Below are 13,241 nucleotides of genomic sequence, written 5' to 3'. Positions count from 1 at the left end.
TAAAAATAATTAAAGTTCAATCAAACCTAAACTGATCTTTAGTGCTTCATCTACTCTAGTAACTACTTCATCATTTAGCTGCGTTATCCGTCGTTTAAGTCTTCTTTTATCGATAGTTCTAATTTGTTCTAATAAAACAACCGAATCACATTTCAAATCACATTCTCCCCCATCAATTTCTATATGTGTTGGTAACTTGGCTTTTTCTATTTTAGAAGTAATAGCAGCTATGATGACAGTAGGACTATATTTATTACCAATATCATTTTGGATTACTAATACCGGTCTAATCCCTCCTTGCTCTGAACCTACTACTGGATTCAAGTCTGCATAATAAACATCACCACGTTTAACCCCCATTTTTAATCACACTCCGGTAATCTAGCCTCATAATTGAAAAAGGTTTTGTTTTCTAATTCAAAATTTTCTGTAGCCAACTTTAAGTTAACCTGAGCCATATCTAAGTAGCCTGCTTTTAATTCTTCTTTGAATTTTCTTTTCTTTAACTGCTCAAGTACTAATTGATTACTTTCTTGACTAGTTTTTAAATCTACTGATTCTAGATCATCCAACTTACTTATAAACTTATCCTGTAGACTCCCTATAGCTTTTTGTAAGTTAGTCAAGAAGACCCCTCCTTATACAACTATTGATTTATCATAATATATTGGATTAAATTCAGGATCGTGCCTGTAAATTATAGGCAACATATCTCTTGGACTTAGTGTCAATATTACCTAATAGTAGTCTCTACGATTAATACTAAAAATATACATCAGATTAGTAGTCTAATAGAATAAAAAGAGACGCTGTTAACGTCTCCTTAAAAATTAAATCCTTTGGTATGCTTCTTTATCAGCCATTAATCCTTCCTGGGCCAACTTGAGATTTAAATCTGCCATCTGAGAATAACCTCTTTTTAAGCGTTGCTTCAAACCTTCCTGATTGTCTTTACTATCTTGGTCTTGGTTTGCTAATTGCTGGCTTTGGCCCATACCCATATAACTTATCACCTCATAATAAGAATTATAAACTTAATGTTAGGGCTTGTAAACACAGATTAGACTAATCAATAACATTATACCACAAACTATAGGAATTTGAAAAGGAAATATCAACCTGGTAACTCTGGATATTATAGTTAAAAAAGATTATAATGAGTAATAATAACCATACTCTTTAATATATTCTATTAATTTTTGATAGACTTGATGACTAGTCACTGTACTGGAATCACCAATAACTACTAATTTTTTCTTAGCTCTAGTTAAAGATACATTTAATCGTCTAATATCCCGTAAAAATCCTATATTATTATATTCATTACTACGGACTAAAGAAAGAATAATTAATTCTTTTTCTCGACCTTGAAAACCATCAACTGTATCCACTTCTATCTCTTCGGCATTAATCAGTTGGTCTATCAGATCAACTTGGTCTTTGTAAGGAGTAATAACTGCTATCTCTTCTAAAGACAAATTAGCATTTACAGCTTGACTGACAATTTCGGCAGCTAAATCAGCTTCAATTTCATTCTGAACTGAAGTGGAATCACCTTTAGAATATTCTGGGGCATTCATTCCGACAGTATCTAAGAAAGTAATAGTTTCCAGAGCTGTTAGTACCTTTTCAGTCGGAGAATCTCCAGTTGGTAACTCAATATCTAAATCAGCTAACTTCCAGTCCTTAATTTGCTGGGCTGCCTCTAACTGTCCATCGTAAAACTCCTGACTGGAGAAATTCATTATCTCTTGGTTCATCCGATACTGGAGACTTAACATTTCCTTAATCCCAGCTCCATGTACTTCTAATAACCGTTCAAATAATGATTTATCCAGTCCTTTACCTGCTGCTTCCTCATTTAAAATAGTAGGAGGTAACTGCTTATGATCTCCTGCTAATACAGCCTTGTTAGCTTTGACTAGTGGTATCAAAGCAGAAGGCTCAGTCGACTGAGTAGCTTCATCAATTAATAATAGATCAAATTCCTTATCAGCTAATATATCTGAACCAGCTGTAGAATTAGTAGTACAAACAACATCTGCTTTAGCTATTAATTCAGCAACTGCCTCTGATTCTAATCTCTCTATTTCAGTAAATAATTGATCTATTTCCTCTTGTAACTCCAACCACTTAGCCATACCTGTAATTTTTTTAGGACTAAGTCCTCGCGGTCGACCATTAATTTCTTTACTAGCTAAATCTTTGATCTGCTGATTACTAAATCCACGCCGATTTTTACCGCTAGGATAGACACAGTCTGGATCATTATCCTGCTTATCTTTTAATTTATATGCTTTTTCACGTAACCTACTAGCTTTCTGATATTGCTCCTGCTTCTCTATTAAATAATCCAGAGTATGTTCTCTCAGCAATGGATTAACTCGGGCCGGATGACCTACTCTTAACACAGCAACATCTCGTTTAACCAGTCTTTCGACTAGATTATCAACTGCTGTATTGGAGTCTGCTGTAGCTAAAATTTCCTGCTCCTGTTTTATAGCCTGCTGGAGAACTTCAATACAAGTCATAGTCTTTCCTGTTCCTGGTGGACCATGGATTAAAAAGAAATCCTCAGCAGCTAGAGCAGAACAAACTGCCTGCTGTTGTGATTGATTCAAGGACTGATTATAATAATCAACCTCTGGTAAGCTTCCAAACTTAATTTCTGATAATCCCAATGATTTATCTCTTATTTCTTCTAATCTACCTTCAGCTGTTTCTAGTTCGTCTAATGCAGCTAACATTCGCTGGAAAGTAATATCATTAACATATAAATCAACTCGCAAACCCTTACTATATAAAAAACCAGGTACCTGATTAGCAAAACTAACTGTTAAAGAATAATTAGTCTGCTTAACTACTGTTCCAGTTGGATTATTATCATCTAACGGACGATTTTTACTGATCATCACTAAATCTCCGACACTGATTTCATTATCAGGAAGTCGTTCTCCTTTTCTATTTCGGACAAACTTGATTAACTTTTTACCTCCAAAAGCTGTTCCTTCATCACGACCTGCTAGATGTAAGATGGCTCGTCCTTTCTTTTCTCGTTGCTGCCCGGTTAGATTTTTAATCTCCATCTCATGGCGACGCATTTCTTCTTCTCGTTCTAACTGAACTAAATATTTATAGTGATCAATATAGTCTTTAATCTGGTCTAATTTTTCTCGATACTGATCATCAACTTCTACTTTTACTTCGACTCCGGCTATTTGATTATTATCCATCACCTCAGCAGCTTCATAGGCTATACTATCCTCTAGCTCCACAATAGCTACTCCAGTATTGAAATCTATCTTACCAATCTGTTGGCCATCAATCCCAACTTCATTGGTAAAGGCTCCTACGATATCACCAGGGCCAATATGATCTGGCAAATTTTTAACTATTAAATCAATCATCTTATCCCCCTTCCGCAGAAAAAATTACACCCTTAATAGGGTGCAATTACAATAATAAAGTATATCAAATAGGACTTACATAGTCAAAAATACTTAGTAGCTCATGGCTCACAGCACACGACACATAGCACACAACAGACTACAGACGCCAGATAGCAGACGGCAGATAACTACTGACTCATATATCGCACAATATCAGCTCTAGTTACAATCCCTATTAGCTGGCCATCATCCACTACTGGAAGACGATTAATTTCATCTTCAGCTAAAATAGTTGCTATATTTTCTACTTCAGTCTCTGGAGCAATAGTAATAATGTCTTCAGTCATTAAATCTTTTACTTCAGCTGCTACCATCTTCTTCAGATCCTGTTCGAATTCCTTTAGGCTATCTAAGTAAAAAATACTATCCAAAAAGTAGACGTAATTAGGAAAATGTAACTTCTTGTCCTGGACGATTAAATCCCCTTCACTAACTATCCCTATCATTTCTCCCTCTTCTACTACTGGCACTCCACTAATATTATTATCAGTTAAAATATGAGCTACTTCTTTAACAGTTGTATTAGGACTAACAGTAATCACATCTTCAGTCATAATTTCAGTAGCTTTCATTGACATCCCTCCTTAGTTGTTTAATGCCTTGGGGTAAATATTCCACTAAATCAGTTGGTACTAATGAGTATTCTGTTAGATCTTCAACTGCCAGATCAGCAGTTAAGCCATGGAGATAAACTGCTAATCTAACAGCATCAACTTCTTCTAAACCTTGACCTAAAAACCCAGCAATCAAGCCAGTCAAAATATCGCCACTACCACCAGTAGCCAAACCAGAGTTACCAGTAGAATTAATATATAATCTACCTTCTGGCGTAGCAATAACTGTTCTAGATCCTTTTAGTACCAAACAAACCTGATATTCAGTAGCAAATTCTTGCGCTACTTGTAATCTACTCTCTGTTATAGACTCAATTGATTGATCAAGTAATCTAGCTAGCTCGCCTGGATGAGGAGTTAAAATAGTAGCTGCTCTTCTCTTCTTTAATAATGATAAATCATCTATAGCATTTAATCCATCAGCATCAAGTACTAGAGGTTGCTCTAGCTGGTCAATTAGTTGATGGACTAGATAAGTAAGCTCCTCACCACTACCTAATCCTGGGCCAACAGCTACCACATCTCTGGACTTAGCTAAGTCCTTAATTTCAGGCAGAGCTTTCTTAGTTAATTGGCCTGCCTGATCTGCTAAAGGATAAGTCATAGCTGCAGTTAACTTCTCTTCTAGAATAGTATTTAAGCTAGCTGGCACTCCAACAGTAACTAACCCAGCTCCACTACGTAAACTAGCCTTGCTAGTCAAAGTAGCTGCTCCTGTCATGCCTGTTGAACCAGCTACTACTAATAACTTACCATAACTTCCCTTATGGCTATTAGCCTGTCGGTCAGGTAACAGAGGGGCTACTTGCTCTGGAGTCAATAATTCAGCCTTACCTTGGACACTTTCAACTACCCGCTGGGGCAAACCAATCTCCACTACTTCTAAATTTCCGGTATAGTTGGCCCCAGGATAAAGCACTAAACCTAACTTAGCTAGCCCAAAAGTTACTGTTCTAGCAGCCTGAATAGCTACATCTTTAACTTTACCAGTAGCGGCTTCTACCCCAGAAGGAATATCAACAGCTACTACCTTAGTTGCTACCTGATTAATCAATTGAATCAGCTGGGGAAATAATCCGCGCAAATTCCCTTTAATTCCTGTGCCTAATAAAGCATCTACTACTATATCTGTTCTACTCAATCTGCTTTTTAAAACAGTTATCTCAGCTTCACTAGTTACTTCTTTAACTGAATAACCTAAATTAACTAGACTATCTAAGTTAACCCGAGCATCACCACTAATATCATCTTTAGTCCCTAATAAAACTGTCTCTACTTTATATCCTGCTTCGGCTAGCAATCTAGCTACAACAAAGCCATCACCACCATTATTCCCGCGACCAGCCATAATCATTACTTTAGCTTCTGTAGTTGCTAATTCTTCTTTCACAGCCTCAGCTACTTTCAGGCCAGCTCGCTCCATCAAGACTACCCCTGGAATTCCTATCTCTTCAATACTCTGACGATCAATCTCTGCCATCTGCTTACCTGTAACTAGTTTCATTCTCTCCCTCCCTACAATACAATTGACAGTTTACAATGTACAATTTAAAGTTAAATTCAACAGATTCAAAATCTAAATCAAACCTATAACCAATTATATTAGTAATTTTTATAGATTTCATTTTATGACTTTGATTTCAACTGTAAACTGTTAACCGTAAACTGTACACTATAAAGCTATTGCCTCTGCTATAGCATAATCTCGACTATGAGAAATACTAAGCATGATTTCTTTTATTTCTTTATCTTGTGCTATCTTCTTAGCTTTATTATACAAGATAACTTCGGGTTTGCCCACCTTATCATTAATTATCTCCACATCCTGCCACTTAAATTCCCGAAATCCAGTTCCTAACGCCTTAACGACTGCTTCTTTAGCAGCAAATCGGCCAGCATAATGGGCCCAAGGATGTTGATAATCTGCACAATACTCTACCTCAGTTGCTGTAAAAAATCTATTCTTAAATCTATCCCGTTTCTTAATCGCTTGCTTAATTCGTTCAATCTCTATAATATCGACTCCTAATCCTTTCATTACTATCACCTAGTATATTAATTCTATATTTTTCTTATTTTTCCTTTACTTAAAAATAAGAAAACCCTGGAAAAAATCCCCAGGGCACTCAATTTATTCTACTGTTACACTTTTAGCTAAGTTACGTGGTTGGTCAACATCACAACCGCGCTCTACTGCTACATAATAAGCTAATAACTGCAAAGGAACTACCGATAAGATACTAGTAAATAACTCTTCTGTCTCGGGAATCTCAATTCGATAATCAAGATCTCCAATTTCTTGTTCCCCAGCAAGAGTTATGCCTGTAACAACTCCTCCACGAGCCTTAACTTCCTTAACATTACTTAAGGTCTTATCTAGTACAGACTCTTGAGTTGCTAGTGCTACTACAGGAACTCCCTCTTCTACTAAAGCCAAAGTACCGTGTTTTAACTCTCCAGCTGCATAGGACTCAGCATGAATATAAGAAATTTCCTTTAGTTTTAAAGCACCTTCAATTGCCACTGCATTATCAATACTACGACCGATAAAGAAGCTATTCTCTTGGTCAGCAAATTCAGTTGCTAACTCTGCAATCTTAGCTTCATTATTATCAATTAACTCTTGGGCTTGGTCAGGCAGTGCCTCTAAAGCAGAAATCAACCTCTGACTATCTTCATCTGCTAATAAGTCTTTAGCTCGAGCAAAATAAATAGCCAACATGTAAAAGGCCATCAACATAGTAATATAAGCCTTAGTAGAGGCCACTGCAATCTCTGGCCCAGCATGTAGATATAATACTTCATCAGCTTCTCGAGGAATAGTACTACCAACTACATTACAGATAGCAATTACTTTAGCACCCTTATCTTGTGCCTCGCGCAGAGCAGCTAAAGTATCAGCCGTCTCACCAGACTGACTAACTACAATTACTAATGTCCGATCATCAATAATTGGATCACGATATCTATATTCAGAGCCAATATAAACTTCAACTGGAATTCGAGCTAATTTCTCGATAGCATACTTACCAACTAAACCAGAATTATACGCTGTACCACAAGCTATAACCTGGATTCTATCATACTCATTCAGTTCTTCAGCAGTTAAATCAACATCATCTAGGTCAATATCTGTTCCAGCTAACCGACCAGTAGTACACTTGTTTAGTGCTTCTGGTTGTTCGTGAATCTCTTTTAACATAAAGTGGTCATAACCAGCCTTTTCAGCCATTCCAGGATCCCAATCAACTTCAAATACTTCCTTCTCCACTGGCTTACCATCTATTGTGGATAAGCTTACTTCCTCAGGAGTTATAACTGCCATTTCTCCATCATCTAAAATATAAACTTGGTCAGTATACTCTAAAATAGCTGGGATATCAGAAGCAACATAATACTCGTCATCTCCTAAACCAACTATTAAAGGACTATCCTCTCGAATAGTAATCAATTTATCAGGATCTTGAGCAGATAAAATCCCTAGAGCATAAGAACCTTCCAACATAGCAGCCACTTTTCTGACCGTCTCTTCTAAATCACCTGTATAGTACTCTTCTAACAAGTGAGGTACTACTTCAGTATCAGTTTCTGATTCAAACTGATAACCTTTAGCCTGTAATTCTTCTTTTAACTCAACATAATTTTCAATAATTCCGTTATGGACTACTACAAATTCACCATTAGCACTAGTATGCGGGTGAGCATTAGGAGTGGATGGCTTACCGTGTGTAGCCCAGCGAGTGTGTCCAATCCCAATGTTACCTGTTGGTTTCTCCTCTGTTACTAATTCCTCTAATTCATTTAACTTACCTACTGTTTTAACCACATCAATTTCTTGATCTTGATAAAGTGCTACTCCGGCTGAATCATAACCACGATACTCCAATCTCTTTAACCCATCAACCAATACAGAAGTAGCATCCTGTTGACCAATATAACCGACAATTCCACACATGATTGGCAACCTCCTCTAAATTTCAAATTCAGAGGCTATCCTAGACTCCTTTCACCTTATGATTACTCACAAGTGTTAAGAGTCTAGTTGAAAGAGTTCCGACTCTCAGGTTAATAGCCACTAACCTAGGGGCATCCGCCGATGGATCGATAGTCCCCTTCCTCGTCAACTCACAATTCGTGAGTCCGGGCGCTGTAATTATAGTTTACAATTTACAGTTGACAATTGACAATTAAAGTCAAACCCTTTATAACAAATCCACTTCAAAACCAATTCTCAGTTAAAATAATATCATTAAATTTAATTTTTTATTTAAACTAATAATTTAAATATCTTAATCTTAGATTTTAATACTAATTTAATTATATAACAATTAATTTATCTTACGATTCTGATTTTAAAGGGTTTAAACGTCTTGATTGTAAATTATACATTGTCAATTATCAATTGTTAATTTAATTCTTGCCTAACCACTTCAGCAATCTCCGCAGCCAACTCTTCTAACTGGTCTTGGTCTGAACCTTCAACCATAATTCTAATTACTGGTTCAGTCCCTGAAGCTCTAACAAAAACTCTACCCTGCTCAGCTAAAGTAGCTTCTACTTCACTAATAGCTGCTTGAATTGCTTCATTATCCTCCCAATCTTTGCTCTCTACTTCAACATTAACCAGTAACTGAGGTAGCTCTTCCATCTGCTGCCGCAATTTAGATAGTGATTCGCCAGTCTTTTGAACTACATCAATCAATTGTAAAGCTGTCAATAAACCATCACCAGTAGTATTATAATCCAAGAAGATAATATGACCTGATTTCTCGCCTCCAAGATTATAACCTTCTTCACGCATCTTAGCTAATACATAACGATCTCCATTTTTAGTAACTACTACCTCGCCATCTACTTCTGATAAAGACTGGTGAAGACCTAAGTTACTATATTTAGTAGCTACTACTTTATTATGAGGTAATCTATTTTCTTTTATCAGCTGCCGACTACAAATAGCCAGAATATAATCACCATCAACTAAATTTCCGGCTTCATCAACAGCAACTACTCTATCCGCATCACCATCATGAGCAATTCCTAAATCAGCCCCATGTTCTACTACGGCTTCTTGGATTACTTCAGGATGAGTAGAACCAGACTCTACATTGATATTTCTTCCTGTAGGCTGATTATTTAACGTAATCACTTCTGCTCCTAACTGAGATAAAACTTGCGGCGTTACTTGATAGGCTGCACCATTTGCTGTATCAACAACTATCTTTAAACCAGCAAAATTACTATCAATAGTTGTTTTTATATAATCAATATACTCTTCTAAACTATGATGCAGATATTCTGTACTTCCTACCTCATCTCCAGCTGGAGTAGGGGCTTGCTCTAGAGAAGAAAAGATAATTTCCTCAATCTCTTCTTCAACTTGATCAGATAACTTAAAGCCAGCCTGATCAAAAAATTTAATCCCATTATCTGGGGCTGGATTATGCGAAGCTGAGATCATAATTCCTGCTGTTACCTCTAACTCCTTAGTCAAATAAGCAACTGCTGGAGTGGGGACTACACCTACTTTAACCACATCAATCCCTACTGCATTAATTCCAGCTACTAAAGCTGCTTCCAACATATCACCAGATACTCTAGTATCCTTACCAATTAATACTGTAGCATCTTCTTGCTCTTGACAGAGGTGATAAGCTCCTGCTTTACCTAACTTAAAAACTAATTCAGGCGTTAAATCTTGATTAGCTTCACCTCTAACACCATCTGTTCCAAATAAATCTCCCACTTGGTCACCTCCTCTAATTTTAGCATATGCTTCTATAAACAAAATGTGACACTAATAACAACTATCCAACTTTCAATTATATAGCAATTAAGATTTTATTTCAATATTTATTTTTGATTTTACCCTATTCTTTGTTATATTATTAAATATTTAGTAATAATTACTAAAATTACCTAATTGAATGATAGGTGGCATTTTCGTGCCACAGCTATCTGTCATCTGCAAATGATTTCTATTACGGAAGGTCTGTTTTCTAGACCTGTAGGGTATGTCGTGAGCAGATCTTCACGGAGAGTCCAAAGGACTCGTAGGAAATCAAATTCCTTAATTCAAAACCATAGATATAGTTTATAATCCCTTAGGATATAAGCAATTATAAAGGTTTAAGTTTGGATTTTGAATTTAAAGGTTTTGAATTAGCAGAGCCTACAAGTTTCCCAGAAACTTTTCATGATAAAAAGCATCCGCTCACAGCACACCTTTCGGGTCTCACGACTACTTCATGATAAATCTACACACGACTGTGTCACCATAGGTGGCACAATATACCAAGAAAAGGAACCATTCCAAAAAATGGTTCCTCTAACCTAACCTTGTAACAGGATCTAAGTCAATAACTTCTTAAAGCACTTAGATCTTAAGTCTATTCTGGGTTATCAAAATCCTTAAATAATTCCTCTTTTAGAGAAAACTCATCTAAATTATACTTGAATTTTCCGTCTCTAGCCAAAGAAATAGTACCTGTCTCTTCCGAAACAATTAAAGCTAGGGCATCACTTTCTTCACTAATCCCTAAAGCAGCTCGATGTCTAGTGCCTAAACTAGTACTCAAGCCCTTCCTATCAGTTAGAGGTAACAAACAATTAGCAGCTAGAAGCCTATTTTGTTCTATAATTACTGCCCCATCATGTAAAGGCGTTTTCGGAGTAAAAATATTAATTAATAATTCAGCTGATAAAGAAGCATCTAATTCCACCCCGGTATCAATTATATCCTGTAATCCTGTATTACGTTTAAGTACAATCAAAGCACCTATCTGATCTTCACTCAATCTCATAATTGCTGCTATTAACTGATCAACATCAGTCTGAATTTTATCATGTCTTGTTAAATACTCTCGACCTATCTTTTCTAGCGCTCGTCTTAACTCTGGTTGGAAAATAACTGGAATAGCAATTAAAACAATAGTTCTAAGCTGCTGTAATAGATAATTAAATATTTTAAAACCTAATTGTTGACTAGTAAAACTAATTAAAAATAAAACTAGAACTCCTTTTAATAATTGAATAGCTCTAGTCCCTTTAATTAAAGTAATAAATTTATAACAAATCAAAATAGTAACCGCCAAATCAACTACAGTCAACAAATTAAACTCCATCTGCTTCCCCTCACTTAATCTACCAGATTTTGTAAACTACCAAGCCCTTCAATCTGGACTTTTATTTTATCTTGTGGCTGCATAGCTCCTACTCCTGGCGGAGTACCTGTCAAAATTACATCCCCAGGCTCTAAAGTCATTATCTGGGAGATGAAACTGACTAATTCTGATACAGAAAAAATCATCTGGGCTGTATTAGATTCTTGCTGTAATTTATTATTCTTAAATAATTGAATCTGTAAGTTACCAGGATCAATATCTGTTACAAGAGTTGGCCCGAGCGGAGCAAAAGTATCAAAAGATTTGGCCCTTGTCCACTGGCCATCTTTACTTTGTAGATCCCTGGCTGTTACATCATTAGCACAGGTATAACCTAAAATATGTTTGGGAGCCTCTTTAGCTTTTAAATCCTTAATCTGATCCTTGATCACTACTGCTAATTCTGCTTCGTAATCAACTTGCTGAGCCATTTGCGGATAATTAATAGTATCTCCTGGGCCAACTACTGCTGTAGCTGGCTTCAAAAAAATAATTGGTTCCTGAGGCAACTCCATATCTAACTCTTGAGCGTGATCCCTATAATTAAGGCCAGCACAAACTAACTTACTTGGTTGACAAGGAGCCAATAACTCCACATCTGCTAAAGAGTAAGACTTATCTGTTAGCTGATAATCACCAGCAATTTCTCCTTCTAGTACCTGTACTTGGTTCTTCTCTAAGACACCATAATTAACTTGCCCTTCCTTTTGAAAACGTACTAACTTCATGTTGGCCCTCCTTTAATCTTTTAGTAAATCAGCAATAGTTAACTGAGCAAAGTTATCCTCTAAATTACTCTGTAGTAACTCATAAACTTGCCAGACCTCCCGATCACAAAAGACTTGAGTAATATCTAAATCCTTTTCTACAATTGCCTCTTTACACACCTGCCAGATAGGAATATCTGGGGCAGAGGAAGCTAGAATATACTTACCATCTTTAGTTGCAGCTATCAGATCCTCTGCTTGTAACCTGTCTAATTCCTCCTCAATCACTGGCGAAGGAAGATTAATCCGCTCAATTAATTCTTTCAGTATAACTCCTGTTTCTCCTTTACTAATAAACTTTTTATATAAAATAACTAAAATAGCTAACGGAATCAAGACTCTAATCTCTAATGTTATCTCCTCTAGATCAGTAAAATAATAAAGGTTTTTCCGATGCTGAAAGACATAAGAAACAACAGCCCCTAACAAAGAAATGACCCAGATTAAATATAACCAAACTAAAAATAAAGGCACAGCTGCCAAAGAACCATAAATCTGATTATAACCTACTATATGAGTAGTATAGAAAGTATATAAGTTACGAGCTAACTGAAATAACAACCCACTAGTCAGCCCTCCTACTAAAGCAGCTAAAACTTCTACCTCAGTATTAGGGATTAAATAGTAAGCTAGAAAAAAGATTATAAAATAGGAAACTACTGAAACCACCCGAAAGATCATATTTTGTCCTATAGGCAAATTACCTAGATACATACTACCTACTGCTAAAGCCAAACTCAAAGATAGAGTAGCTAAAAAAGTACCTAAAGTAATCAAAGTCCAAAAATAAACAAATCTCGTAAATAGGTCACGGTGTTGAGAGATCCCCCAAATTTTATTAAAAGTTCTTTCTACTCTAGCTAATAAAAAGATCACTACCATAACTAAAGAAAAGAAACTAATAGCTCCTAACTGATTGATATCAATATTAGTCACATGCTGTTCCAGATAGTTGATTACTTCGTGGCCTGTGCCAGTGGCTAAATTATTCAGAATAGCTAACTTTAATCTAGCAATTAAATCACTCAAGCCTCCAAAGTTAAATAAAGTTAGAAGATAAAAAGAAAAGATTAATACAGGAATGATTGAGAGTAAAGTAGTATACACCAGACTCATAGCATTAACAAAGAGATCTACTTCTTTAGACTTCCGATAGACTAACTTGATAAATGATTTCCCATCAATGCTAAATAATTTTTCTATCATAAGATCCCTCACTTGCAAAAAATGTATTTAATACTTAATTTTATT

General features: G+C 36.0%; 12 protein-coding genes. All 12 read right to left on the bottom strand.

Annotated features, from left to right (window positions below; genetic code table 11):
* Window positions 1-9: 9 nt before the first annotated feature.
* The 12 genes from ACYQ3D_RS10055 to ACYQ3D_RS10000 all read right to left on the bottom strand — a co-directional run bounded on the left by ACYQ3D_RS10055 (window position 10) and on the right by ACYQ3D_RS10000 (window position 13,196).
* Window positions 10-360 (bottom strand): type II toxin-antitoxin system PemK/MazF family toxin, encoded by a 351-nt coding sequence (locus tag ACYQ3D_RS10055; RefSeq protein ID WP_459838233.1) that lies wholly within the window; start codon window positions 358-360, stop codon window positions 10-12.
* Between the two features lie 2 nt (window positions 361-362).
* On the bottom strand, window positions 363-626 hold the full coding sequence (locus ACYQ3D_RS10050) for a CopG family ribbon-helix-helix protein (protein WP_459838232.1): 264 nt from the start codon (window positions 624-626) through the stop codon (window positions 363-365).
* A gap of 204 nt (window positions 627-830) precedes the next feature.
* Window positions 831-1,001: a hypothetical protein gene (locus ACYQ3D_RS10045; protein WP_459838231.1), complete on the bottom strand. Its 171-nt coding sequence runs from the start codon at window positions 999-1,001 to the stop codon at window positions 831-833.
* Between the two features lie 150 nt (window positions 1,002-1,151).
* Window positions 1,152-3,407: an IGHMBP2 family helicase gene (locus ACYQ3D_RS10040; protein WP_459838230.1), complete on the bottom strand. Its 2,256-nt coding sequence runs from the start codon at window positions 3,405-3,407 to the stop codon at window positions 1,152-1,154.
* Window positions 3,408-3,577: 170 nt separating this feature from the next.
* Window positions 3,578-4,021, bottom strand: coding sequence for a CBS domain-containing protein (locus ACYQ3D_RS10035; RefSeq protein WP_459838229.1), 444 nt, complete (start codon window positions 4,019-4,021; stop codon window positions 3,578-3,580).
* The gene (locus ACYQ3D_RS10030; protein WP_459838228.1) at window positions 4,008-5,567 is read right to left on the bottom strand and encodes an NAD(P)H-hydrate dehydratase; all 1,560 of its coding nucleotides are present in this window, start codon (window positions 5,565-5,567) and stop codon (window positions 4,008-4,010) included. The genes ACYQ3D_RS10035 and ACYQ3D_RS10030 overlap by 14 nt, the downstream gene beginning before the upstream one ends.
* A gap of 168 nt (window positions 5,568-5,735) precedes the next feature.
* Window positions 5,736-6,101, bottom strand: coding sequence for a holo-ACP synthase (gene acpS, locus ACYQ3D_RS10025; protein WP_459838227.1), 366 nt, complete (start codon window positions 6,099-6,101; stop codon window positions 5,736-5,738).
* A 93-nt stretch (window positions 6,102-6,194) separates the two neighbouring features.
* Window positions 6,195-8,018, bottom strand: coding sequence for a glutamine--fructose-6-phosphate transaminase (isomerizing) (gene glmS, locus ACYQ3D_RS10020; RefSeq protein ID WP_459838226.1), 1,824 nt, complete (start codon window positions 8,016-8,018; stop codon window positions 6,195-6,197).
* A 450-nt stretch (window positions 8,019-8,468) separates the two neighbouring features.
* Window positions 8,469-9,806 (bottom strand): phosphoglucosamine mutase, encoded by a 1,338-nt coding sequence (gene glmM / locus ACYQ3D_RS10015; protein ID WP_459838225.1) that lies wholly within the window; start codon window positions 9,804-9,806, stop codon window positions 8,469-8,471.
* Between the two features lie 643 nt (window positions 9,807-10,449).
* Entirely contained in the window at window positions 10,450-11,184 is a 735-nt protein-coding gene (cdaA, locus tag ACYQ3D_RS10010; RefSeq protein WP_459838224.1) for a diadenylate cyclase CdaA, read from the bottom strand.
* A 14-nt stretch (window positions 11,185-11,198) separates the two neighbouring features.
* A complete protein-coding gene (locus ACYQ3D_RS10005) occupies window positions 11,199-11,951 on the bottom strand; it encodes a fumarylacetoacetate hydrolase family protein (RefSeq protein ID WP_459838223.1) in 753 nt (250 codons plus the stop codon).
* Window positions 11,952-11,963: 12 nt separating this feature from the next.
* The gene (locus ACYQ3D_RS10000) at window positions 11,964-13,196 is read right to left on the bottom strand and encodes a YihY family inner membrane protein (RefSeq protein ID WP_459838222.1); all 1,233 of its coding nucleotides are present in this window, start codon (window positions 13,194-13,196) and stop codon (window positions 11,964-11,966) included.
* Window positions 13,197-13,241 lie beyond the last annotated feature (45 nt).

The organism is Halanaerobaculum tunisiense (assembly GCF_054657635.1).
Note: the sequence above shows the minus strand (reverse complement) of the source record. Positions and strands in the feature narration are given on the sequence as shown.